Raw genomic sequence first — 24,723 nt, 5'->3', positions numbered from 1 at the left:
TCGTGCAAGTTTTTTTAAAAAGGAGTAAACTACTAGATTAGCAGATTATCAATTTTTGCAGTCAAGGAGGCAATATATGACTGAACCTGATCGAGAAACACCTGATCGAGCGATTAACTGGCAACGAAACGTTTGGATTGTATGGCTCGCCGTCTTTATGACCGGCGTTGCCTTTTCTGAAATCTTGCCATTTATGCCCCTGTACATCGATACATTGGGCCACTTTTCTAAATCAGAATTAACCTTTTATTCTGGTGCGGCTTTCGCCATCAACTTTTTAGTGACCGCTGTCGTCTCACCCATCTGGGGTAAAGTAGCCGACAAAAAGGGACGCAAATTAATGATGATGCGCGCCGCCCTTGGTTTGGCAATTTCACTCTTTTTGATGGGCTTTGCCCAAAACGTCTTTGAATTACTGGCCTTGCGGGCCTTGCAGGGTGCCTTAGGTGGCTTCGTTTCCAATGCCAATGCCCTTATTGCAACTCAGACGCCCAAGGAAAAAGTGGGTCGTTCATTAGGAATTATCGTGACCGGCTTTACCGGTGGTCAACTAATCGGTCCACTCTTCGGTGGTGCCATGGCCTCGGTCGTTTCTTACCAAACACTCTTCCACATTACTGGTTTAATTCTTCTAGTCGTTTTCTTCTTTATTTGGTTCTTAGTCGAGGAACGACCAGTTGCTGCAGGTAAGGAAGAAAATCCTGTCGCCAAGGTATCTTGGAAGACGCTGCCAAAGAAATCACTACTGGTCTCACTTTTCTTGACCACCATGCTAATTCAGACTGTCAATATGTCGATTAACCCAATCGTTTCCCTTTTCGTCCGCGAAGTTTTGCACAACCACGGCAACGTGACCTTTATCGCTGGGATTGTAGCCGCTATGCCTGGTTTGGCCACCGTCATTTTTGCCCCAGTCTTCGGCCGCTTGGGTGATAAGATTGGTACCAAGTACCTGATTCAAGCTGGCTTCGTCATGGCCGTCTTCGCCTTTGTCCCAACGGCTTTCGTTACTTCCGTCACCGCATTAATTCTTTTACGGTTTGCGGTTGGAATTTCGGATTCGACCATGTTACCGGCCATTCAAACCTTGCTAACCAAGAACTCACCGGCCGGCATGGTTTCTCGGGTCTTCTCCTATAACCAATCCTTCCAAGCGGTTGGCTCTGTGATGGGCCCAATGTTAGGAGCTGCTATCGCCAACGTCTTTGATTACCGCGCTATCTTTATTGTTTCGGCCGGCATCATTGCCCTGAACGGTTTGCTCTTCTTCTTTAACGTCAACCGCAAGTACGACTTAAATTAAATTTTCACACCAGCAAAAAAGGCTGCCGAATCATTTGTGATTCAGCAGCCTTTTTATGATGCTTCATTTTATTCTTGAAAATCAGCTGGGACAACCATCGTCTCACTAGTGAACCGCCCCATCGGTTGATAGTCATGGCGGTTCTTAAAAGCTAGTGGTGCCGTTTTAATTAAAACGACCTTCTGATTTTGTTCGGTCAAAAAGATTTGCCCAGGACCAACAACCTTGCCCTTGGTGTGTTTACCAATCCGCCAGGGGTGAAGCTTTTGGCCGTCCTTGACCTGATATTCGCCGGACTTTCCTTCACTGACCATGACCCCATATAAAATCTCAGTTGGATACTGGTTATTCTTGCCCATCGCTATTCTCGCTTTCGTACGGTACCACCTTGGCCCCCATCTCAAAACGGGTCAAATCAATGGCTTTATCGGGGTGCAAGTGTAAGTCAAAATCGGTATTTTTCGCTACCATCGCTAATTTAGCCGTTTCATGTTGACCCTTAATAGTCGCTAGGTATTGGCGATCGGCCTCATTTAGCTGACCAACCCAGGCCCGAACAATCATCCGGCCCAACGGCATATCCAAAACCTTTGTTAGGTAGGCAATATGTCCGTATGGCATTGGCCGCAGCCAAGTATCCACGCGTAAATCAGGCAAAGGAATCTTGCTGACCCAGGCGTCCAAATCGACGCGCCAGATAATTTGATACAGACCTGGACTGGCCAATGCCAAATCGTCCAAAAGGGCTGGATCAATTGCTTGATCAAGAATTCTGATTTCACCAGGGCGGTGTTGCGTTACCACCAGTGGATGCTTTTCTTCACCATCATAGAAGAAGTTCAAGCTAAACTCCGATTGGTGTTTTTCAGGACCACTTGGATGATGCTTCTCTTTGGGAAAGACAATCACATTTTGGCCCATGTCCTGCAGCGCCTCAATCAATTTCTTACGGTTACCTGGAACCAAAATAGCATGCGGCTGTTCCTTATCGACCACCGACATCACATCTGAAACTTCCAGAGGTTCCAAATACTGTTTGTCCGACAGATGTGGCAACAGAGTTGGGTCTGCCGCATTGTTATTCATGATAATCGTTTGGTAATCCAATCGATGCAGCTCGGACAGCGTCACACTGGTCATATAACCAGCTGAAGCCCCGTCCCCCATGCGAAAGGCCCCTGGTCCAATAATCAAAACGGACTGGGCGCAAATTGGTTCCGACTCGTTTTCTTCTTCAAAAGTTGCAAAAAATTGACGGGCATGTTCGGGAAATTCACCAGCCGACGGCTCCAAGGCCTTATAGGTAGGTTGAATATTATTTTGCCGAGCCAAAGCACGAATTGCTTGAAAATCAGTTTGCCAAAAACGGGCAATCAACCCATCCGAAAGGCCAAACTTCTTCGCCCGTCGCAGTGCATCCGCATCAATATTATCCCGGTCAACCGACCGCTCAATATCAATTAAGCGAATCAACTGATAAAAATAAAATTCATCGATATTGGTTAATTCGGCCAGTTCATCGACTTCATAACCACGGCGCAAGGCCTCGATTAAGAGCAAAACCCGGTTGTCTTGCGGATGAATCAACTGTTGAATCAGTTCATCATCCGAGACGTCAGCCATATACTTGGGTGAAAAAGACCGGTTATTGAAGTGAGCCGAACGAATGGCCTTTTCCATGGCTTCCACAAATGTTCGTCCAAATCCCAAAGCCGACCCAACTGATTTTTGCACGGAATTCAACTGGCGATTAACTTTAATGCCCATTGCTTCCAGGTCACCGAAAGAGAAAACGGGCAACTTAACGACAATGTGGTCCATCACCGGTTCCATAATCGCCGTTTTTTCATGAAAGGCATTCGGCAGGTAAACCTCGGTAATTTTCTTACCCATGGCCAACTGCGCAGCCACCAACATCACTGGATATCCGGTCATCACGGCCATTCGATTGGCCAAGTGGTCCAGATATGGTGAGACCTTGATGACGTAAATTTCACCCGTTTTTTCATCAAAGGCAAATTGAACATGTAAAACGCCACGGAGACCAATCAAATCAGCAATCGCAAAGGCCTGAATCCGCATCTGCTGCAAAATTTGGTCGGAGACCGTCAAAACCGGCGCCACTGAGAGCGAGTCGGCCGTATGAATGCCAATTGGATCCATGTCTTCTGAAGCTCCGACCTGCAGGCAGTTGCCATCACGGTCACGAACAACCAAAACAGAGACTTCCTTGAGGCCGTTAATCGCCTTAGCAATCAAGACTTCGTTGGTCAATGATTGGTCCATGACCCGGTTAACCACACGGTCAAAGTCATCCAAGCGATCAACAATCTGTCTCGTTGTTCCCTGAATTGGGTTATGGGCCCGGATAACTAAGGGCAGCTCCAAGTCGCGGAGCATTTCGTTTGCTTCTTCTTGGTTTTGTACCACGGCTGAGGCGGTGACACTTAAGCCAATTTCAGCGATTCGATCAAAGAGCAAGGCCCCATCATTCACTTCATGCAATTCGCCGGCTGACAAACCAAGTGTTTGTGGCAGAACGCCATCCTCTTCACGCCACTCCGAAACGACCTGATCCCATAAACGTAACGCCCGGACACCACCAAAAAGTGGCATCACGCCGTCAATCTTTTGAGACTTAATAATTTTTTTGACGTTTTGAACAGTCAGAGTCCGCAAGAATCCGGTGGCCGCTGGTGATTCCAGGGCCAACGAATAGGGATTATCATCCAAAACTGTCACTGTATAACCAAGTCCATTTAAAATTGGCAAAACTTGGTAAATTGCGGCATCACTTTCGCCTTGAAGGCCAAAGTCTGTTTCGCCACCACCGATAAAGAGTACTTTTTTAACCGGCGTTTCAACTATTTTTTTGTACATAATCTGCTACCGTTTCAAAAAAGTCCGCAAAGATTCCGTTTGCTTCAAGGGGTCCCGGGGCCCCATCCGGAAAGAATTGCACCGAAAAGGCTGGGTTATCCCGCAAACGAATTCCTTGTACCGAGCCATCCACCAAGTCGCGGTGGGTCACAAAGAGTTTCTTGCCATCTAAGGAATCCTCGTCAATCACATAACCTCGTCCCTGCCGGGCATAAAAAAGCTGTTGTGAAATAATTTCTTGGATTGGATGGTTCATTCCATGGTACTCAGCCGGCAAGGCTTGAATTTCCGCCCCATTGGCTAAGGCCAGTAGTTCGTGCCCAAGGCCCAGTCCTAACAACGGCATTTTCGTCTGTAAAACCCGAATCAAAGTCAAAACCGAATCGGGCAAGTCCTCGGGGTTACCGGGGCCAGTCGACAAAATAATGCCATCGGGGTCTAGTGTCAACACTTCGTCCACCGTCGTCGTATAGGGCAGAACGGTCACATTGGCATCATAGTCACCAAGGACTCGCAGAATCCCGTGCTTCAAACCAAAGTCAATCACGATAATATGAAAACCGTGACCGGGGTTGGCATAGGCCTTTGGAGTAGCCGTGTTTTGCACCTGTTTATTCGTTAACACGGTGGCCACCAATTGGTCAACTGCGTGGTCATCGACAACATCAACGATTGTCGCCTTTTGGGGACCTGTTTCACGAAGGTGGCGAATTAACTTGCGCGTATCCACCTCATATAATCCCGGAATATTATGATGCTGCAAAAAGCGGTCAAGGTTCATCCGCCGCTGCCGATTAGTGGAAACTTCCGCTAAATCGTGAACAACCACACCACGAATTTTTGGTGTGGTCGACTCATAGGCCTCCGCATGGATCCCATCGGCGCCAACAACAGGCATCGCAAAGACAATCATCTGCCCATCATAAATTGGATTTGTAATTGTTTCTTGATAGCCGGAGGTAGCGGTATCAAAAATAATCTCGCCAAAAGTCGTCGCTGGTGCGCCGAAGCCCTGGCCAGAAAAAACCGTGCCATCCTCTAAGATTAGGTGCCGTTCCATACTTTTTTCTCTCATTATCTACTATTTTCAAAAAAATCAGGTTCTCTCCAGTCCTGATTTTCCAGGTTAAGACGAGTTAAATTGTCCTAATGAACAATTTCAACCGAGTCTTCCCCGTCAAATTCCTTAACCTTGACCTTAATTTTTTCATTTTGGGCAGTTGGGATGTTTTTACCAACGAAATCGGCCCGGATTGGTAATTCACGGTGACCACGGTCAACCAACACTGCCAAAGCAATCGCCTGAGGACGTCCGATTTGAATCAAGGCGTCCAAAGCGGCCCGAGTTGTCCGGCCGGTAAACAACACGTCATCAACTAAAACAATGTTTTGGTTGGCAATGTTAAGCTTTTCGGTTGGGTCCAAGCCCAAGTCATCACCGCTATCCAGGTGATCGTCACGATAGTTCGTTACATCAATCGCCATCACTGGGATTTGAACCTGTTCGAGCTGCTCCAAACGATCAGCAATCCGGTGAGCCAAATATTCGCCACGAGTCTTAATCCCTACCAAAATCAGGTTTTGACCACCCTTATTTCGTTCCAAAATTTCGTAAGTAATTCGGGTCAATGCTCGTTGCATCGAATCTTGGTCTAACACTACTTTATTTGCCATGTTTCGTCCTTTCTGTCGGGCCTATTGACGTTACTAACTGATTTTCCACCAATTATCAACCTTGGTTTTCACGCAATTCTTGCAATACCTGTTCAAATAGCGGTGGTAATGCTGAATCAAAGCGAAGTTCCTCTTGTGTCTTTGGTTGAGTCAGCACCAGCGTTTTTGCATGAAGCAACTGACCTGGTAATTTAATATTAAAAATTTTGTCCTGGTGGCCATAAACACTATCACCAACGACCGGGTGACCAATATAAGCCAAATGCACCCGGATTTGATGCGTTCGACCAGTCTCTAATGCCAATTCTAGCAGTGTATAACCGACAAAACGTTCAATCACCTTAAAATGAGTCACGGCCTCACGGCCATCCCCAATCACCGCCTGTTTCTTACGGTCCTTAGGGTGTCGACCGATCGGTGCATCAATGGTTCCCTCATTCTCCTCAAAGTTTCCTTTCACCAACGCATAGTAAATTCTTTGCGTTTTATGAGCCTTTAATTCAGCGGCTAAGGCATGATGAGCTTGGTCATTTTTCGCCACCATCAACAAGCCAGAAGTATCCCGGTCAATTCGATGGACGATTCCGGGACGGAATTCGCCGTTAATCGTTGATAGAGGGGCATGATAAAGCAAAGCGTTGACCAAAGTGCCGCCTGAATGACCAGGTGCGGGATGAACAACCATTCCCTGGGGTTTATTCACAACCAGCAGGTCATCGTCTTCGTATACAACATCAAGAGGAATATTTTCTGCCTCGAGTGTCGTTTCTTTGACCGCCGGTGGGTTAATACTAACAACATCACCCTTTTTGACCACATAAGACCGTTTCACGGCTTGATCATTGACTAACACGAGCCCTTCTTTAATCCAGTTAGCCAGCGTTGACCGCGAATAAGGTAACTTTGCCTGTCCTAAAACGGCATCTAACCGTCCCTGTTCTTGGTCAATTGTCATTGTGACCGGTGTTATTTCAGCCATTTAGGCCATTCCTTTCAGCGCTTGCGCCATTTTCTTTGAAAGATGGTAGGCCCGTGGCCGGCCACCAATCACAATAATGAGTGCCTTTTGGTCAAAAAACCAATTGACCGCTGAGTCATTCAAGTCAATCACTTGTTTCTTCATCATCCAAGCACTTTTAATCGTCAATGTTTGATTTTCAAGCATCATTTTACGGCCAAAAAAAGTCCACAGGCCAATCAAGACTATGATAATGGTATAGGTCGCCCACCACCAATCGATACTGTAAAAAAGCTCACTAGCCCAAATAGGACTAATGATTAAAACGGATAACCACATAATCCAAGCAATATTGGACCAGTCCGCCTTTGGTTGATAAAAACCGCGAATAACACGCATGAAACGTTCTCCTTGTTCCGTATCTAAACATCTATTATTTTACCATTTACTAATGCATTCTGGTATTGTTAGAACTGAAGAAAAGTCCGAGAAAGGAAAAAAATGTGATTCGTTTAGCAATCGATGCGGCCTATCAAAAAGATAGCCACCACGCCAGTGCTGGTCTTGTTCTCGTTCAAGACGGTCAACAATACCAAAAAAAAGTTCGCTTAGCAGACTGTGAGGATAACCACAAAGCTGAATTTTTAGCTCTACTTTGGGCGGTTAAATCAGAATTAACAATCCTAAAAACAAGTCAACTCGTCGAAATCGTCTCGGATTCAAAGATCCTAGTCAGCTCCATGCAAAAGGGCTATGCCAAGCATTATCAAAAAGAAGTCGATCTGATTTTAGCCTTCTTACCCAATCCTGATTTAACCTTTTACACCTGGATATCGGATCGAAAAAATCAAGGCCCTCATCACCTGGCCATGCAGGCCCTACAAGATTAGGGGCACTGTTAGTGTAAAAAAATGAATTTAAGCCAAGATTATAGCTCAGAAAAAACCGTCAATCAGTCGATTGGCGGTTTCTTCTTTAATCATTAATAATTAATTGGTAGGCAAAACGCTTTGTTGAGATATGGTCTGCTTCGAGCATATCAACTGAACCACGTTTTTCAAAACCATTATTAGCAATCACCTTTTGCATGGGCATGTTCCCTGGATGGGTATCGATGCGAAAATCGCGTGCTCCCCGTGCATAAAAGAATGAAATTAACGCCGTAAAGAAACGTGGTGTTAGCCGCTGGCCCCGGAACTTGTCCGACATCGCTACCCGATGGAGTGAGGCATAGTCGTGCGGGTGACCGCTATCAGCCCAACTACCTTCTTTAATGTCCGTGTAGAGTGGGTCTTCCCCTTCAAAGGCAGCAGCATATCCCGCCACCTCGTCACCCACAACTAAGACAAAACCCTGTTGCGCATCCAAATCAGCTTGGACGGTCGCTTCATTTGGGTAATCGGATTGCCACTGGTCAATCCCCTGCTCCTTTAAATAACCTTTGGCGGTCTGTAAAATTGAAACAATTTCAGAGACATCACGAGCCTGTGCTCGTCGCATAAATACTGCTGGCATATGCGTAATATCGCGCACTAATATCAGTACGCTACTCCTTTCCAAATGTCATCAGGCACCAATTATAGCACAACAAATTTGGAAATAAAGTCTCTGAAAACACATTTTTTCATGAATTTTTGCATGAGCATTTCCAAACAAAAAAGCTCGATTAATCTGTGACTAATCGAACTTTTCTATCTGGCTATTCAAGAGGTTTTTCTATTCAAAAATATCAAACTCATCCCAACTTCGTGATTTTTTTAATTTTATTAAAAACTTTAAAAATCAATATCATCATACTTTTTCTTAATCAAACCAAGTCCTGTTAAGACCACTAACCAAGCAACCAAAATGCTTGATTTCACTGAACGCTGATGATTGATATGGCCATGATTTGTTTTTGGCAAGATGCTAATTGAATCAGACTGGTCTGTATAAGTATCATCAATTTGGCGATGCTGGATAGTTGCATCAATTTGATCAATCATTGTCTTCTGCTTTTGCTCAATATGACTATCCTTGGCTGTTGCAGAATTATCTTCCGACAAGTCAGTTAACAACTGTTGCGCTCCAGCATTCGACTGCGCGATTTCTGCTGGCCGAGAAACGGCTTGTGCCAGCTTGCTATCACTAACTTTCACTGATGTGGCCACTTGCTTGTCATCGATGTGCAATGCTTTGGTTTGATTGGTCGGTACTACTGCTCCCCTCTTATCCGTCTTCGATTCAACAGATGGAGTAGCTGGTACCGTTGTTTCCTTCTCATCGGCCTTTGGTTCAACAGATGGAGTAGCTGGTACCGTTGTTTCCTTCTCATCGGCCTTTGGTTCAACTGATGGAGTAGCTGGTACCATCGTTTTCTTTTCATCCGTCTTCGGTTCAACTGATGGTTCAACTGATGGATCAACCATTGGTTCAGCAATCGTTTCGATTGTCTTCAACGCCGCCTTGACATCCCCATCAAGACTTTGCAGAGTTTTTACTTGGCTAATTGCCTGGTGAGCCTGTTCAAGAGCCTGTTGCAACCGAGCAATAGCTGTTTCATAAGACCGTTTGTCAGCATTGCTTACGGCCTCGATTGCTACACGCTTCTTTTCACCAGCCTGGTCTACTTGTTGGTTGGCTGTCTGAATTTCAGCTTGACTAGGTTGAGCTTGATTAGCGACCGGAACCGTTAGAGTATTAATGTTCTTCAAAAATCCCGTTAATTGTTCTGTTAAATCTTGACCAGTCTTTGCTTAGTCAATAGCTTGACGTGCCTGGGACATTACGTCTCGTAAACGATTAACACTAACCTGATATGTTGATAGGTCAGGATTCAGTACCTGATCAATTTCTGCCTGCTTCTTAGCACCAGCCCAGTCAATCTGCTGCTTAGCCGCCTGAATAACCGCTTGGTTTGGCTGTTCCTGATTGGCCACCGGCACCGTTAGCGCCTTAATTTTCTTCAAGGATTTTGTTAATTGCTCTGTTAGCTCTTGACCGGTTTTTGCTTGATCAATTGCCTGATGCGCCTGGTCCATTGCTTCTCGTAACTGGTTAATAGTCGCTTGGTAGATTGATACGTCTGGATTTGGTACCTGGTCAATTTCTGCCTGTTTCTTAGCACCGGCCCAGTCAATTGACCGATGTGCCTGTGTTCGTTCTTCGCGCTTAGGCGTCAAAGTACTTGGTGCTAAAATCATGGCAAAATCATCCAAAGTTTCTTCTTGAACTTGGTCAACATCGGCATTCGTATTGGCATCATTAATCCGTTGATTGGCAACTGCCATTAACTGATCAATCCGCTCCACTTGTTGGTGGAGGCTAACTGGATCAACATTTTCAATTGCGTTAAACCGCTGCTTCAGCTCATCCCCTGCAGTTTGAATCACACCCTTGGCGCGGTTAGCTTCATCAATATCAACTGGTTGGAAAGAACGCATCATATCTGGCTGACCAACCGCTTCAATGGCATCCAGTGCTTCTTGTTCAATGGCTACTAAGCTGGCATTCACTGTGGCTTCAACCAATTTTTGATTGGCTCGCTGAACAATTTGATCAATAGCAGCTTCTTGCTTTGCTAACGACTCAGCATCAACCCCTGGATTCTTTTCAAAGATTTTCTTTTGCTCATTCGCCTTTTGTTGAACGTTCCTACGGATTTCTTGGCAATCTGCATCAGTCGGTTGTCGGAAAATCCATTGAATTTGCGGTGCTTGAACCGCCTGAATGGCTTCCTTAATTTTCATAACCGCAGTCTTTAATTGGCCATGGTTCTTGGCCAAACTAATAGTAGTAAGACCTTCCTTGACGACTTTATTCACGGCTTGCTGTTGCTGTGCCAATTCATCAAGGTCAACTCCGGTAATTTGTCCAAAGTCTTGGATTCGATGTTGACCCGCTACCGTCACATCTTGGATAGCAACTTGCATTTCTTCCTTGTTAACCGCTTGATCCTGCCAATTTTGCTTTGGCTGTGCTACTTGGTTAATGTCTTGCAAGCCCTTGTTGACAAGCACATGGACATCGTTAACAGTTTCTGCCTGATCAATCAAAGCAGAATAGCGCTTCACAACACCCGCTAACAATCCTTTTTGTTCCAACAGACTTTCTTGATTGACACCATCGAGGGCTTCAAAACGTGCTAGCCTTTCTTTGGCAGCCACCGATAACATCTGCTGACCATCCGCTTTTTGGTCGACTGTCGCTTGGCGATATTCGGGTGCTAAACTTGGCTTCGCCACTGCCTGTATATCAGCTAAACTTTGCTTAAGCGCTGCAACCAGTTCATGGTGAACCGTCGCCTTTTCAATCGAATGATGGCCGCTCCGCAAAACATATGCAAGCTGGGCCAACTGATTTTCCAAACTTTGCTGATCAACATGGTCAATGACCAAGAAGTCGTCCTTCTTTGCCTGGCCAGCAGCGCTAAGCTGCTGTGCCGCTTCCGCTTTTTCTTGGTCAGTAACTGCTTGATAAGCAAAAATCAGAACCGGATTAGCCACTAAGTCAATCTTGGCCACTGCTTGCTTTTGGACAGCGGTTAAATCTTGATGCAACTTTGCTTGAGCCAGTGCTTCCTTAGCTTGTTCCAGGATACGGTCAATTTGTTGCTGTTGCTGTTTGAGGCTCTCCAAGTCAACATGAGTAATCTTAGAAAAACGCTCTTGCTTAGCATGACCATACTGGGTCAACATCTTTTCGATGCCGGCTTTATCAGCTAAAGTCACTGGTCGATAAGCCAACTGTACTTCTGGGTCGGCCACTTGGTTCAAGCCACTTAGTCCAGCCTGCAAGGCAGTCTGCAACTGCCCTTGGTTTTCAGCAGCTGAAAGAATCCCAATCGCTGTCCTTCGAGCAGCCTTCAGGGCAGCTACTTGCGCCTTTAGGCTTTGCTCATCCACATTTTTAATGTCGGAAAAATGCTCTTGCTTTTTCAAAAAGGCCTGGTTAAGAATTTCTAGCGCCTGGTTACGGTCATCCTTGGTAACCGAACGGAATTCTGTTTGAACGACCGGTTCAACAACATCCTGAATAACCTGCAAGCCAGCTGCTAATGCCTGGTTCAAGTCCTGCTTTGTTTTAGACTTGGCAACTAAATCGTGCGCCTGTGCCAAAGCTTGATCAACGGCCTGTTTTTGTTGGTTGAGGCTTTCTGGGTCAACATGGGTAACTGCATCAAATTGACCCTTTTTCAGGTTAGCCTGCCGTGCCAATAAATCATCGACAGCTGATTTTTCATCCTGACTAACCAGCCGGAAAAGAGGGAGCAAGCTTGGCTGACTAATACTAGTAACCGCTTGTTCAGCCTGTGTGACGGCTTGGTTCAAATCTCCCTTAGTTGCCGCCCGGTCAATGGTTTCTTGTCCCTGCGACAAAGCTTGGTTCAATACCTGCAATTGCTGAGCCAAACTAGCCTGGTCCACATGACTAATTTGCCGGAATAACTCTTCACGTTGTGCCACGACCTGGCCAAGATACTCCTTAGCCATTTTCTTATCAGCTATAGTTGCTGGTTTCAGTTCTTCCAAAACAACAGGTGCTGCTATTTGACGAATTGCTGTCAGTCCCCGTTGGCAAGCAGTGACTAGCTCCCCGTTTGTTTGTGCCTGGTCAACAGCCTGACTCGCAGCATTTTCTCCTTGATCAACTAAAAGCTGTTGTTTCGCTAAGCTGTCAGGATCAACACCTACCAAAGCTGCAAATTTTTGTTTTTGGGACTCACCGGCTGTCCGTAATTGCTCCTTGGCATCTGCTTGATCGTTGGCCTCAACTTGGCGATAACCAATTTCCTTGATTGGAGCAGCCACCTGGTCAATTTGCGTTAATGCATCCGCCAAACTTTGGCGAAGATCTTTCTTGATTTTGGCAGCCGATAGCAACTGCTGCCCATTCACTCGGTTTGTTTCAATCAAACCTGACTGTAAGGACAGGCTAACCAAATCGACATGATCAATGGCAGCAAAAGCGGTTTTTTTATCATTTGCTGCTTGATTCAAGGCCAAAAGTGCTTGGTCTTGCTCAGCCTGGGTAATTGGTTGATAATCAGCTTCCAGTGCTGGCCCGGCAATTTTAGCAATCGAATCAAAGCCAGCTTGGACAGCCCGCTTCAAATCACCTTGAACTACTGCTCGGACAACACCCTGCTGTGCTTGAATAATCGCTTGTTGCACCGCTTCAACCTGTTGCTGGACGCTCTTTTTCTCGCCATGTTCGACAGCAAGAATGGCTTGCTTTTTAGCCTGACCGGCATGATTAATTGCCTGCCGTGCTAAGTAACGGTCCATATCGGTCACCGGCTGATAGTCCTTTTGAATTAAAGGCTCTTCAATTCGTTGCATGCGATCAAGGTTGTCAGCCACAGCCTTTCGAAAGGCACCAGTGGCTTTTGCTTTTTGCAATTCCTGCAATCCGGTTGCCAAAACCGAGTCAACGACTGATTGCTGAGCCCGTAAACTTTCTTGATCAACATGGCTAATAGCTGCAAAATCAGCCTTTTTCGCCTCACCAGCCTTTCGTAAAGTCTGTTCACCAAGGTGGCGTTCCTCTGCCGTGACCGGTTGGTATTCGCTTAAAATTTGTGGCGCTGCTACCAAATGAACAGCCTTAGCTCCCTTCTCATAGGCTTCCTGAATGTCTTTTTGAATCATCGATTGATTCAGTTCGATAGTCGTGGATTTTTTAATCAAGTCTAAAAGTTGAAGTTGTTTCGACAAACTGATTGGGTCAACATGCAAAATTGTTTCAAACTGCTTGCGCTTGGCCGAAATAATATCTAAAAGGTTACCATAGGCGACACCAATGTCATAAGCAGTCGCCTCTTTGTAAGCAAATTCAACCTCCGGCTTCGCTACCGCCCTGATTTTTATTAGTGCCTGGTCGCTGACTTTAGCGAGTTCGCCCTTCGTCTTTGCTTGGTTAATTGCTTGTGTTCCAACTTTGAGAGCCTCTTCTAAAATTGACAGTTGCTGCGCCAAGCTCTGTTGGTCAGCATGGGCAACCTTTTGGAAAAGGTCACGTTGGTCTTGAGCAGCTTGTTCTAAGAAACTAATCGACAAGGTCTTATCAGCTGCCGTTGGCTCCTTCAATATTTCTTGAATTGTTGGATTTTCAACAGCTCGAATTGCTTGGCACACCTTTTGGAAACTTTGCTCAAATTCGCGGTTCGTTTCCGCTCGATTTAATTTCTCGATACCATTAGAAATTATAAGATTCAATTTAGCCTTCTGATTAGCCAGGCTCATTGGATCAACGCCGATAATTTGATCAAAGGAATCGCTTTTTTCTTGTCCAATTTGCTGCAAAATCGCCACTGCACGACCAATATCATGTTGACTAACCGGCTGATAAGCAATCAACATGGTTGGGTTGGCAACTGCATTAATATCTTTGAGCGCTTTTGCCATCGTACCATTTAAATCACCGTTTGTTTTGGCCTGCTGAAGAGCAATTGTCGCTTTTTGAACTAACTGGTCCACAAAGTCTGCCTGCTGATTAAGGCTATCGGATTCAACATGCACCACTTGCTTGAATTGCTGCTTTTTTTGTTGACCGACAGCCACCACTTGATCAATCGCTTGTTTACGATCGGCTGCCGAAACCGGTTGAAATTCTTTGATTAACTGTGGTTCGGCAACACCATCGATTGCTACCAGTGCCCGTTCTAACGCCACTTTCAGTTCTTGCTTCGTCTTGGCATCGTGAATAGCCGTTAATCCTTGATTAACCGCTTCAGTCACCAATTGTTCTTGCCTCAGCAGGCTCGCTGGTTCCGTATGGGCAATTTCGTGAAAGCGCTTTTTGGTTGACCGTCCCTTTTCTTCAAGGGCAACAACCGCAACCTTCACTTCATCGAGGCTAACTGGTTGGTAATCAATTTCTAAATCAGGATTAGCCACGTCATTAATAGCGTGTAAACCATCCGCCAATGTCCGAGCCAACTCAACCGTTGTTTTAGACTGACTAACTCGTTTTTGGTAAAAGGCAACCTCATGGTCCACCACTTTTTCTTGTTTGTGTAAACTTTTTGGATCGACATGGGCGATTTTAGCAAAATCTTGTTTCTTTTCTTGCCCAGCTTGTGCCAAGGCTACCTTAGCCTCCTCCTTGCCGGCCTTGCCTAAGAAAATTGCTCGTAACGCATCGATAATGCGGTCTAGAACGCGCCGGGCTGATTTAACATCCGGTGCGAGGCCAACATCATTTTTTCCAGTTTGAACAATCGTCTCCACTTGGTCGAGCAACGCTTGTTTTTGTTCCTTAGTTAGTTCCGTAGCATTATTAATTGTTACTTTGGTCGAGAGTGCCTCTTGATCAATTTGTTGGTAAGCTAAGTCACGATTTGTATTTAGTACCGCTGGTTCCAACTGGTGCTTTGCCGTTGCCTGATTTTGAATGGCCAGCAATTGATCAAGTCGATCTTTTTGCACGGAACGAATATCATCCATGGTTTGACTTTGGTTCAATTTCTGGTTGGCTTCACTAACCACCGTTTGAATTTTTTGACCATAGTCCGCAACTGTTTGATCCAATAGCTTTGGCTGCAAATGCTTAATCAAACTAAAAAGGTATTCCCCCTGCTTTTCGATGGTTGCAAAAGCGGAATTCCGCTGACTATCCAATGGTGATTGCAGGGTCTGATTTTCCTGGAAGACTGTTAGTTTGGTTGGCCGCACTGGGACAACCTCACCGTTTTTCAACGTCATTTCACCATTATAGTAAACCGTAAATGGTCGGTTATAAATGGCAAAATCTTGCCGACTAGTCTTTTGACCAGCTGGGTCCACGGACCGCGCTAGACGAAGTGATTGCACGTTCTGGCTTGGATGGAAACCTTGTTCATCGAGCAAGACCTGATGGTCAAAGTAATCAATTACTCGATCAAACCGCGATGCTTGATCGTAAAAATTCTGCCCATCAGCTAATTTCACAACGCGGTGGTCAAGGTCTTGACCAGGCAAAACTCGTTCCTGATGATCAACTTCCGCCCATTCTTCAGAATGACCAGCCACTTCCTTTGTGTTTAAGGCTTGCTTTTGATCAAAAAGCGAAATATAGGCCCGCCATGTTGGTACTTTTGATAATGGTAATGGATGGACTTCTTTTTGGTCTGCATACTTCAATGCAATGTCACTGCCCAAATCCCCATTTTTACCATAGTCATGACTCGACCGAGAAAGCATATCGTTGCTATCCATCAGGTTTAACGACAAAAAAGCGTGACCATATTTTTGTGGCGGTAGCTGGTGGCGAGTCAAAATTTTATACGGGCTATTGTCAGCGTAAACTTTCAAGTCTGCCAGCCGTTGTTGGTGTTGACCATCGGCATTGTAATGCTTTTCCATCTCTTGGCTACTCATGTTACCTGGGTAGCGATTTAAATCAAAGTTCAAATAGCCATAGGCACCACCCTTGATGTTTCCAGCCCAAGACAGCGTCTCCATAAAGAACTTCGTCAAGATAATTTTTGCCTCAGTCACTGCACCACTATAGCGATTCAATTCATCACCACGAACTAGCAGGTACAGCGCGACAGGATCATCTTGATTACTGACCTTAGTTGCTTTTGGATACACTGTGATTGGATAAAACGGACTGTCCGAATTTTTGAAGGTTAAATTAGTGCCGTACTTTTCGTTTAACTGACTAACTGTTTTGCCTAAAACAGCATCAACAAGTGAACCAACGTTACCACTCAATGGCACGCCTAAGCCCTGCGACAAAATTTGATTCAGGCCTGGCACCATATTGCCCAACCGATCCAAGCCGAGTGTGGCATTGAAGTTCATTTCAGCCGCAAAACGAGTGCTGTCCAGATTAAGTGTTTTAACAAATTCATTTGGATCAACACCACGAGGCACCGCCACACGCAGATAAACTCCATATTGGCCTCGCTCATAATTACTCGTTAGCTTATCATCAGCCATACCCATGCTCAGTACATTTGCAACAGAACTCAGGGTTGCTTGTAGCATCTTATAATAACGTTCTGGATTTAAAATCGAATCATTCGAGGGAGAAATATTTGCCGTTAACGGCATACCACCACCCAATACAAGAGTGTTTTGAGTTGGGAAGTAGCTCGTCTTCGTCGTTTTCTGATTTTCACCAAGAATTTTTTTGACGCGATCCGTTATTTGTTGGGTAAAGGATTCATCAGCTGTTAAGCGCATTTCAGAAACGTTGGAATAATCATTTTTAATGCCGGTCAAGCCAAGTAACGACTTATCTGGTTCACCAAAAATCATCTGTCCAGCTTGAGCGATATGGCGCTGATCACTGTCTAGCACAGCGTCCCCACCACCGTTTAAATTCGGTTCGCTTGTTTTTAAGGTAGTGACTAATTTTTCATAAGCATCAGTTGTTTGCTCATAAAGCGAGGGCAATGGCTGTTGTGCTAAATCAGTCACTCCCGGATTTTTTTGCTGGTCGCCAGCTGACTTTTGATCTTTCCCTGACTGTGAATCCTCTTTATCCGGTTTTTGATCCTGCTTTGACTGTGAACCTTCTGTATTAGGATTCTGTTGCTGATCTGCATTCTCCCCTGGATTGTCTGGTACGACCACAACCGTTCCCGGCCCCTGGTGCCGGCGCTCAGGGCGCGGATTGTCAACGGTGATATCGTCATCCGCTTCATTTTCCCTCTTGTCATCATCCTTGGTGTCAACATCAACACCAAAATCAGCCTGGTCAAGGTTAACCCTAGCAGCCAACTGTCCCTCATTTTGCTGTCGGTCGTCATCAGCCCGAGCATTTTCTACCGTTTGCACTTGTGCAGCATGACCACTAATCTGGTAGTGGCCATCCACTAAGGTGAAACCACTCGAAGCCAAGACGGTCGACGCAACCAACCAAGCGCGACGCGATTGATAGATTGTATACTTTTTCTTGATATTTGTATCCATTATTTTTACATTCCTTTACTTTATTTTCGTTTGTTGCAATTTGATTATATAGTCTGCTTTATAAAAAGACAAATTATAAAAGAAAACGCTTTCTTTTATAATTTTAAAATCAACACTTTTGTAACGATAGCGCTTTCAATCTTCTTCAAGAAAAGCGTACACTCGTTTTTTAATTTTTATCAATTTCACGAAAATAAATTCAAAAATAAACACAAAAAAAGATTGTCAAATGACAATCTTTTTCGCTGATTTTTTATTCTGATTTGGAATATTTTACTTTTTTTCGGCTTTTTTAGCCCAAAACTGAAAATAATCAACCCGCAACTGCCCGTTAAACAGTTTGCGCTTTTTCGTCGCTTTTTGACCGAAAACTTTTTCAAAGGATAAATCAGAAGTTAGGATGTACTTCGACCAGTAAGGCAGACGACTATAAACTGCTCCCATCTGCTTATAAAGGCCCTCCGCCTCTTCAAGTTCACCGAGTCGTTGACCGTACGGTGGGTTTGCTACTAAGACGCCGCGCTCTTCTTCTGGTTGCCAATCGCCGGCAGCCAGGGCCTCAAAAGTGATATCTTGCGACAAACCAGCATGCTTAGCGTTTTCTTGGGCAATCTTGACCATTTTCGGATCAATATCATAGCCACGAATGTTCAATGGTGTGTCGTAATCGGCCTGATCTTCGGCCTCATCACGAATCGTATCCGAGAGGCTGTGATCAAACCAATCCATCTTTTCAATATCAAAGTCACGGGTCAAACCTGGTGCCAAGTTGCGACCAATTAAAGCCGCTTCAATTGGAATAGTTCCAGAACCACAAGTCGGATCGACAAAGGGTAAGTCCTTCTTCCAATTGGTCAAGAGCACTAAGGCCGCCGCAAAGTTTTCCTTCAACGGCGCTGGTCCTTTTTCAACTCGGTAACCGCGCTTAAAAAGTGATGGTCCGGTTGTGTCCAAAGTCAACATGACTTCGTCCTTGGTCACCATGACTTCTAATTGTGCAAAAAAGCCGGTTTCTGGTAGGCGAGTCCGAACGTGAAAAGCTTCCTGCAAACGGGAAACAATCGCCTTTTTTGTGATTGACTGAACGTCTGGCACTGAGTGCAAGGCTGATTTTTGAGAACGACCGGCAACAGGGAATTCCGAATCATAATTAAGGTAATCTTCCATAGGCAAGGCCTTGATGCCTTCAAAAAGCTCATCAAAAGTTTCTGCATGAAAGGAACCAATCACGATTTTCACTCGGTCGGCGGTCCGAAGCCACAAATTAGCCCGTAAAATATCGGCCTGAGTACCTTCAAAGAAGACTCGGTAGTTTTCAACCTGAACGTCAAAGCCCAGGTCCTTTAATTCTTGGCCTAAGACGGACTCTAAGCCCGCCGCAACTGTTGCCATTAAACGATATTTCTTTTCCATCATTTTCCTTTTATAATATAAATACTATGATACTCAGTGAATTCTTTGCCCTGACAACTTACCTACCAAATCAAACCGAAGTGTTTGGCCAAATCAAAGACGACCGCGACCAAATCAGACCCCTGGCCCAATTACGCTTTTTCAACCAACAAACAGAAATCGCCTTTGTCGCTGGGAAAAAGCCATTGACACTTGGGCAACTGCAAACGCGACTCAGCCAAGTTAGTCCAAAAACGAAGCTAGCTTGCTTGGTCGATCAGACCGGTCCCAAACCATTGTTAGGTTTTCATCAGGATAACCTCGGTCGCTTAATTTTACAATAAAACCCAGCGAATCTCAGCCTTTGAATGCACTTTCAATCTTTTTAGAGGTCATCTAACTTAAAAGTTGGTACAATTGGCTGCTTTTTTTCGGGCTGATTTTGCCCCTGACCATTGGCAGGCTTTGCTTGATAAACCACACCGCGGCGCTTTTCTTTAGCGATTTGCACTGCCTGAGGCGAAGTTAAATTGTCACGTTGCCAGTTCACCAAAATGGCTTCAATATAGCGCAGGCTCCGAGCGTTGTTGGCCACTGCTTCTTGAATCGCCAAGACCATCATGTTTGGATCAAAGTGGTCTTGGTCAAACCACTGAGCCACGGTTTGCATTTCCAGTGGCGACAAGTTACGGCCAAATTCACCCTGCAAAATCCGGACCACTTCTTGTCGGCTTTTTTCACCAGCCGAAACAACATTATTGGCTGGCCTCAGTCCCTGACCATTGAGCAAGCGGTCGTATAGTGGCAAGAAGTCATAGATTTCGCCCTGGCGTCCTTGACCAGCAATCTTCATCAATCCTCGGTCAACCATTGACTTTAATCGACCAACGACCACCCGTTCCGTGACCTTCATAATTCGCGCAATGACCTTCGGATTGGCCTGGTCGCCCTGGTCCTGGAGGCGTTTCACCTGTAAAAAAAGAACCAAATCATCATTATCAAAACCCAAATCTTGGTAATGCACTAGTAAAGCATTTTCTAGGCTAGTGCTCCCAGCCTGCAAGAAGGCCTGTAATTTATCGTCCATCAAACCCTCCTCATCAATCGTTACAAAAGCGCCCAAGATACCCTTGGGCGCTTTTTTGTCTGCTTTATGGACGCAAGCGGTGCGTCATCCGTGGGAATGGAATTGCTTCGCGAATATGTTCTTCGCCAGTCACGAAAGTCACCATTCGTTCCAAACCAAGACCAAAGCCTGAGTGTGGCACAGAACCATACTTTCGCAAGTCCAAGTACCAACCGTACTCGTCCATGTCCAAACCTTCTTTTTCAATCTGAGCTTTCAAATAATCGTAATCCGTATCACGTTCGGATCCACCGATGATTTCACCGTAACCTTCCGGTGCCAACAAATCAGCAGAAATCACCACGTCATCACGGTCTGGATGGCGCTTCATATAGAAGGCCTTGATTGCCTTGGGAAAGTTGACAATAAAGACGGGCTTTTGGAAGTGGTTGGCCAAGAAAGTTTCCTCAGGTGAACCAAAGTCCACGCCCCATTCCACATCAAAATCGTTTTCTTGCAACAACTTAATGGCATCATCATAAGAAACGCGTGGGAATGGTAACTGTGTATAAGAACGCAACAAATCCTTGTCACGGTTTAACAAGTCCAATTCCTGGTCATTTCTTTCCAAAACCTTTTCAATCAAGAAAGCCACATAGCGTTCCTGCAATTCCAAGGATTGCTCCTGGTGCATAAAGGCCATTTCAGGCTCAATCATCCAGAATTCTGTTAGATGGCGACGTGTCTTTGACTTTTCAGCACGGAAGGCCGGTCCAAAAGTAAAGACCCTTGAGAAGGCCATGGCACCTGCTTCGGCGTACAACTGTCCCGTTTGTGATAGGTAAGCTGATTGACCAAAGTAATCGGTCTCAAACAAGTCGGTTGTCCCTTCGGGCGCAGAACCAGTCAACAAAGGTGCATCCAACTTGATGAAACCTTCCTGGTTGAAGAATTCATAAGTTGCTGCAATCAAGGTATTGCGGATCTTTAATGTGGCAAATGGCTTGATGTGGCGCAAGTAGAGGTGGCGCTCATCAAACAAAAATTCCGTACCATGTTCCTTGGGTGTGATTGGGTAATCATGGCTTTCACCAATGACTTCTAATCCAGTAATGCTGATTTCGTAACCAAATGATGACCGATCATCTGCATGGATTTCACCGGTCACATACAATGATGTTTCCTGCTTCAAATCCTTGGCCAAATTAAACAATTCCTCTGAAACGTCAGCCTTGGCGACCACGCCCTGGAAAAAAGCGGTTCCGTCACGCAATTGCAAGAAGGCCATCTTTCCTGACCCACGCTTTTGCCGTAACCAGGCACCAATTTTTACCGTTTGGCCGACGTACTTCGGTGCATCGACAATTTGGATTGTTGGAATCGTTGTTTCACTCATAAATTATTCGGGCTAATGCCCTACTCCTCACATTTTACTTATTAACTTTATTATGATAAAAATTTTGGCAGTCGTCAACTAGGACAAAAACTTACTGAACAAAAGCCAAAATGCGGTCAAGGGCCTCATTAATGGTCTCTTGATCCTTGGCATAGGACAGGCGCAAGTACCCTGGCATTCCAAAGCCTTCGCCAGCTGGAATGGCAACGTGGGCCTGCTCCAAGAGTGCGGTGGCAAAGTCAATCGTTGACTTCAGGCCCAGCTTGTCCAAAAGATCTTGGTCAACCTTGAAAAAGAGGTAAAAGGCCCCTTCTGGCTTTTGCGCAACAGACAGGCCCGGAATGGCTGTCAACTTATCGTAAGTTGCATTCAACCGACTCTCAAAGGTAGTTCGCATATCTTCGACCATCTGTTGGTCAACCGTTAAGGCGGCCAAGGCGGCATACTGGCTAACGGCAGCCGGATTTGAAGTCATGTGGCCCAAAAGCTTATTCATTTCGGCAATGATTTTTTCATCAGCAATCGTCCAACCAAGACGCCAACCGGTCATCGAATAGGACTTTGAAACCCCATTAACAATAATCAAGCGGGAATCCTTGATTGCTTGCAAAGACAAAGCTGACGTAAACGTTTGCCCGTTATAAACCAATTGGCCATAAATTTCATCAGACAAAAGGAAACTATCATGGGCATCGGCCCAATCCAAAAGCGCCTGCACTTCGGCACGGCTATAGACCTGGCCAGTTGGATTGGAAGGATTATTAAGAATAATCAACTTCACGGGTCCGGCGACTTCATCGAGGTCTGCTGGTGTCAACTTCATCGCTGCCGTCTTGGGCTTAACGGTTGTGGCAACCCCACCCGCCAATCGAACCTGTTCAACGTATGAAACCCAATAGGGCTCGGGCATTACAACTTGGTCACCAGGGTTTAAGAGTACCTGCATAATCGTGTACAAAGACAACTTGGCACCAGAAGTCACCGTCACCTGGTTAGCCGACAAAGCCTGACCCGTTTTCTTGGTCGTTTGCTCAGCAATCGCCTCTCGTAATGGCAAAATCCCACCAACAGGCGTGTAAAAAGAAGTTTGGCCACCTTCGATAGCTTCAATGGCCGCTTCACTAATGGCCTTTGGTGTCGTAAAATCAGGTTCCCCAACGCCAAGGTTAATCACGTCGATTCCTTCGGCCGCCATCTGCTTTGCCTTTTTAGAAACGGCCAATGTGGCTGAAGGTTGAACGGCTTGGGCCCGCTTTGAAAAATCACTTGCTTGCAACATCATCTTCTCCCTAAATTCCATTAATTGATCGATAGACGGTACCGGTCTTATAGTCCATTGTCAAATAGTTCATGTCGCCATTTTGGCTCTCGTAGCTGATTTCCCAGACCAAAGTTTTTTGGTAGAGCGACAAATTGGCCGAATAGACCTTCTTTGGATTGTACTTGGCCTTAACCTGCTTTAATAAATCAGCCCGAGACAGGCCATTGCCAAAGTCAAAGGTCGTCACAGCCCCGTGCTGTCCCTTGACCAAGGCTACTTTTTGCTGGCCATCACTATCTTTACCAAGCACAGCGTAAATAGTCCCATTGCGATCATCTTCTGTGACATTGTGCAAGTTCGTCAAAGAAGTTTTTTGGCTAACCGTTTTTTGCACGTTTGATTCAGCCCTAGCCATCGGCTGTAATGCCACGTAGGCATAAGCGTAAATAGCGCCGGCTACAATCAGGAAAATCGCCACCAAGATGATAAAAAATTTAACCCAAGAAAAACGCTTGGGCCGGGCCATTCTGACTCGTAAGTTGTCGTGAACTTCCATAAAAATTCTTTCTCCGATTTGTCATAACTATTGTTCATTATAGCAAAAAAATAGCCAAGAAATTGGATAATCTCCAAGCTCATGGCTATTTAATCGTTATTCTGCAGTTGAAAGTTCAGTTGCTTCCTTAGCAGCCTTGGCGTAGGCAATCACTCGCTTCATGGCCTCTTCTAATTTTTCAGTCGAAGTGGCGTAAGAAATGCGAATGTGGCCTTCGCCCCCGGTTCCAAAGACAGAACCAGGAATCGTTCCTACCTTAGCCTTCTCACCTAATTCATAGACAAAGGCTTCATCGTCTTGTGGCAAGAAATCAGGAATCTTAGCGAAGATATAAAAGGCGCCCTTTGGTGTTGGTGCCGTAAAGCCTGCTTCTTTCAAGCCAGCCAACACAATGTCGCGACGCTTTTGGTAAATGTCGCGCATTGCCTTTGGCGCATCCCTAGCTTCTGTCAGGGCTGCCAAAGCACCGGCCATCATTGGTCCTGGTGCCGTTGTCACGACACCAGAGTGAGCCAGGCCAACCATCTTCATCAAGGCCTTGGGACCGGCAATAAAGCCAACCCGGTAACCAGTCATCGCGTGTGACTTTGACAAGCCACTAATCAAGATGGTTTGTTCTGGGATGTAATGTGTAATTGACTTATGTGTTTGGCCATAAGTCAATTCAGCATAAATTTCATCCGACAAAACCAAAACATCCGTCTTTTTAATGGCTGCAGCCAAATCTTTGAGCTCTTGTTCATCGTAGGTAACGCCAGTTGGGTTACCAGGGAAGTTCAAAACCAAGCCCTTTGCTTCTGGGTGCTCTTGAATTGCCTTTTCAAACATTTCTGCCGTAAACAAATAAGATGGTGCTGTGTTAATTTCAACCACCTTCAAGCCAAGCCGCAAAGCTTCGGCCTGATAAAAACAAAATGTTGGTGTTGGTACCAAAATTGTTTCACCGCGGTTAAAGAGTGCTGACAGTGAATCATAGATGGCTTCAGAGGCTCCGATTGTCACCGAAATTTCACTTTCAGGATCATAAACCGGACCAGACAAGCGTTCATGAATATAATCGGAAATGGCTTGACGCAAGGCCAAAGTTCCCTGTGAAGGCGCATAATGTGAGTCATTATCATCAACTGCTTTTTTAACAGCCGCTTTGACTACATCCGGAACCGCAAAATCAGGTTCACCAAGGGTGAGCTTGATGATGTCCGGCACGGCGGACAACTTGATGTCAACTGCTCGAATGGCCGCTGGCGGCACGATTTCAAACAATTGGTTATACTGCTTCGACAAACTTTCTTTGACTTGAACCATGAAAACCACTCCTATTCTATTCTAAACAAATCCTTTTACATTGCTTTGC

General features: G+C 45.4%; 18 protein-coding genes. 3 read left to right on the top strand and 15 right to left on the bottom strand.

Going from position 1 to position 24,723, the window contains the following annotated elements; genetic code table 11:
* The first annotated feature begins 76 nt into the window (after positions 1–76).
* Entirely contained in the window at positions 77–1,303 is a 1,227-nt protein-coding gene (locus AABI08_RS01295) for an MFS transporter (protein WP_338343061.1), read from the top strand.
* Between the two features lie 68 nt (positions 1,304–1,371).
* Here AABI08_RS01295 and AABI08_RS01290 read toward each other — a convergent pair whose 3' ends face one another.
* From AABI08_RS01290 to AABI08_RS01265, 6 genes are all read right to left on the bottom strand, one after another.
* Positions 1,372–1,662, bottom strand: coding sequence for a DUF7671 family protein (locus AABI08_RS01290; protein ID WP_338343062.1), 291 nt, complete (start codon positions 1,660–1,662; stop codon positions 1,372–1,374).
* A complete protein-coding gene (locus AABI08_RS01285; RefSeq protein ID WP_338343063.1) occupies positions 1,649–4,183 on the bottom strand; it encodes an ATP-binding protein in 2,535 nt (844 codons plus the stop codon). Before AABI08_RS01285 ends, AABI08_RS01290 begins: the two co-directional genes overlap by 14 nt.
* The gene (locus AABI08_RS01280; protein ID WP_338343065.1) at positions 4,164–5,243 is read right to left on the bottom strand and encodes a carbamoyl phosphate synthase small subunit; all 1,080 of its coding nucleotides are present in this window, start codon (positions 5,241–5,243) and stop codon (positions 4,164–4,166) included. Before AABI08_RS01280 ends, AABI08_RS01285 begins: the two co-directional genes overlap by 20 nt.
* An 86-nt stretch (positions 5,244–5,329) precedes the next feature.
* A complete protein-coding gene (gene pyrR / locus AABI08_RS01275; protein WP_338343067.1) occupies positions 5,330–5,857 on the bottom strand; it encodes a bifunctional pyr operon transcriptional regulator/uracil phosphoribosyltransferase PyrR in 528 nt (175 codons plus the stop codon).
* A 55-nt stretch (positions 5,858–5,912) separates the two neighbouring features.
* Entirely contained in the window at positions 5,913–6,836 is a 924-nt protein-coding gene (locus tag AABI08_RS01270; RefSeq protein WP_338343068.1) for an RluA family pseudouridine synthase, read from the bottom strand.
* Positions 6,837–7,214: an EbsA family protein gene (locus tag AABI08_RS01265; protein WP_338343070.1), complete on the bottom strand. Its 378-nt coding sequence runs from the start codon at positions 7,212–7,214 to the stop codon at positions 6,837–6,839.
* Between the two features lie 104 nt (positions 7,215–7,318).
* Here AABI08_RS01265 and AABI08_RS01260 point away from each other — a divergent pair, with 104 nt between their 5' ends.
* On the top strand, positions 7,319–7,705 hold the full coding sequence (locus tag AABI08_RS01260) for an RNase H family protein (protein WP_338343071.1): 387 nt from the start codon (positions 7,319–7,321) through the stop codon (positions 7,703–7,705).
* Positions 7,706–7,790: 85 nt separating this feature from the next.
* On the opposite strand, the gene AABI08_RS01255 is transcribed toward AABI08_RS01260, so the two are convergent.
* The 4 genes from AABI08_RS01255 to AABI08_RS01240 form a co-directional block, all read right to left on the bottom strand.
* On the bottom strand, positions 7,791–8,315 hold the full coding sequence (locus tag AABI08_RS01255) for a GNAT family N-acetyltransferase (RefSeq protein WP_239061165.1): 525 nt from the start codon (positions 8,313–8,315) through the stop codon (positions 7,791–7,793).
* A gap of 275 nt (positions 8,316–8,590) precedes the next feature.
* Complete coding sequence (locus AABI08_RS01250; protein ID WP_338343075.1) at positions 8,591–9,508, bottom strand: DUF1542 domain-containing protein; 918 nt, start codon at positions 9,506–9,508, stop codon at positions 8,591–8,593.
* A 42-nt stretch (positions 9,509–9,550) separates the two neighbouring features.
* The gene (locus AABI08_RS01245; protein ID WP_338344092.1) at positions 9,551–17,698 is read right to left on the bottom strand and encodes a DUF1542 domain-containing protein; all 8,148 of its coding nucleotides are present in this window, start codon (positions 17,696–17,698) and stop codon (positions 9,551–9,553) included.
* Between the two features lie 273 nt (positions 17,699–17,971).
* The gene (locus tag AABI08_RS01240; protein WP_338343330.1) at positions 17,972–19,111 is read right to left on the bottom strand and encodes a THUMP domain-containing class I SAM-dependent RNA methyltransferase; all 1,140 of its coding nucleotides are present in this window, start codon (positions 19,109–19,111) and stop codon (positions 17,972–17,974) included.
* 26 nt (positions 19,112–19,137) lie between these two features.
* On the opposite strand from AABI08_RS01240, the gene AABI08_RS01235 reads away from it, so the two are divergent.
* Positions 19,138–19,434, top strand: a complete 297-nt coding sequence (locus AABI08_RS01235; protein WP_338343078.1) for a hypothetical protein — start codon at positions 19,138–19,140, stop codon at positions 19,432–19,434.
* 41 nt (positions 19,435–19,475) lie between these two features.
* Here the strand turns inward: AABI08_RS01235 and AABI08_RS01230 are convergent, their stop codons facing one another.
* The 5 genes from AABI08_RS01230 to AABI08_RS01210 form a co-directional block, all read right to left on the bottom strand.
* Positions 19,476–20,177 carry a DnaD domain-containing protein gene (locus AABI08_RS01230; protein WP_338343079.1) on the bottom strand — a complete coding sequence of 234 codons (702 nt, stop codon included), beginning with the start codon at positions 20,175–20,177 and terminating at the stop codon, positions 19,476–19,478.
* A gap of 64 nt (positions 20,178–20,241) precedes the next feature.
* Positions 20,242–21,552 (bottom strand): asparagine--tRNA ligase, encoded by a 1,311-nt coding sequence (gene asnS / locus AABI08_RS01225; RefSeq protein ID WP_338343080.1) that lies wholly within the window; start codon positions 21,550–21,552, stop codon positions 20,242–20,244.
* A 91-nt stretch (positions 21,553–21,643) separates the two neighbouring features.
* Positions 21,644–22,831 carry a pyridoxal phosphate-dependent aminotransferase gene (locus AABI08_RS01220; protein ID WP_338343081.1) on the bottom strand — a complete coding sequence of 396 codons (1,188 nt, stop codon included), beginning with the start codon at positions 22,829–22,831 and terminating at the stop codon, positions 21,644–21,646.
* A gap of 10 nt (positions 22,832–22,841) precedes the next feature.
* Complete coding sequence (locus AABI08_RS01215; RefSeq protein ID WP_338343082.1) at positions 22,842–23,369, bottom strand: hypothetical protein; 528 nt, start codon at positions 23,367–23,369, stop codon at positions 22,842–22,844.
* A gap of 96 nt (positions 23,370–23,465) precedes the next feature.
* The gene (locus AABI08_RS01210; RefSeq protein ID WP_338343083.1) at positions 23,466–24,674 is read right to left on the bottom strand and encodes an aminotransferase class I/II-fold pyridoxal phosphate-dependent enzyme; all 1,209 of its coding nucleotides are present in this window, start codon (positions 24,672–24,674) and stop codon (positions 23,466–23,468) included.
* Between the last annotated feature and the right edge of the window lie 49 nt (positions 24,675–24,723).

Origin of the sequence: Fructobacillus evanidus, assembly GCF_963580165.1 — a bacterium.
GTDB classification, from domain to species: Bacteria; Bacillota; Bacilli; order Lactobacillales; family Lactobacillaceae; genus Fructobacillus; species Fructobacillus evanidus.
Note: the sequence above shows the minus strand (reverse complement) of the source record. Positions and strands in the feature narration are given on the sequence as shown.

Coding starts and splice junctions, on each gene's coding strand:
- AABI08_RS01295 (WP_338343061.1), top strand. CDS start 77: ATGACTGAACCTGATCGAGAAACACCTGATCGAGCGATTAACTGGCAA.
- AABI08_RS01290 (WP_338343062.1), bottom strand. CDS start 1,662: ATGGGCAAGAATAACCAGTATCCAACTGAGATTTTATATGGGGTCATG.
- AABI08_RS01285 (WP_338343063.1), bottom strand. CDS start 4,183: ATGTACAAAAAAATAGTTGAAACGCCGGTTAAAAAAGTACTCTTTATC.
- AABI08_RS01280 (WP_338343065.1), bottom strand. CDS start 5,243: ATGGAACGGCACCTAATCTTAGAGGATGGCACGGTTTTTTCTGGCCAG.
- pyrR (WP_338343067.1), bottom strand. CDS start 5,857: ATGGCAAATAAAGTAGTGTTAGACCAAGATTCGATGCAACGAGCATTG.
- AABI08_RS01270 (WP_338343068.1), bottom strand. CDS start 6,836: ATGGCTGAAATAACACCGGTCACAATGACAATTGACCAAGAACAGGGA.
- AABI08_RS01265 (WP_338343070.1), bottom strand. CDS start 7,214: ATGCGTGTTATTCGCGGTTTTTATCAACCAAAGGCGGACTGGTCCAAT.
- AABI08_RS01255 (WP_239061165.1), bottom strand. CDS start 8,315: ATGCGACGAGCACAGGCTCGTGATGTCTCTGAAATTGTTTCAATTTTA.
- AABI08_RS01245 (WP_338344092.1), bottom strand. CDS start 17,698: ATGGATACAAATATCAAGAAAAAGTATACAATCTATCAATCGCGTCGC.
- AABI08_RS01240 (WP_338343330.1), bottom strand. CDS start 19,111: ATGGAAAAGAAATATCGTTTAATGGCAACAGTTGCGGCGGGCTTAGAG.
- AABI08_RS01235 (WP_338343078.1), top strand. CDS start 19,138: ATGATACTCAGTGAATTCTTTGCCCTGACAACTTACCTACCAAATCAA.
- AABI08_RS01230 (WP_338343079.1), bottom strand. CDS start 20,177: ATGGACGATAAATTACAGGCCTTCTTGCAGGCTGGGAGCACTAGCCTA.
- asnS (WP_338343080.1), bottom strand. CDS start 21,552: ATGAGTGAAACAACGATTCCAACAATCCAAATTGTCGATGCACCGAAG.
- AABI08_RS01220 (WP_338343081.1), bottom strand. CDS start 22,831: ATGTTGCAAGCAAGTGATTTTTCAAAGCGGGCCCAAGCCGTTCAACCT.
- AABI08_RS01215 (WP_338343082.1), bottom strand. CDS start 23,369: ATGGAAGTTCACGACAACTTACGAGTCAGAATGGCCCGGCCCAAGCGT.
- AABI08_RS01210 (WP_338343083.1), bottom strand. CDS start 24,674: ATGGTTCAAGTCAAAGAAAGTTTGTCGAAGCAGTATAACCAATTGTTT.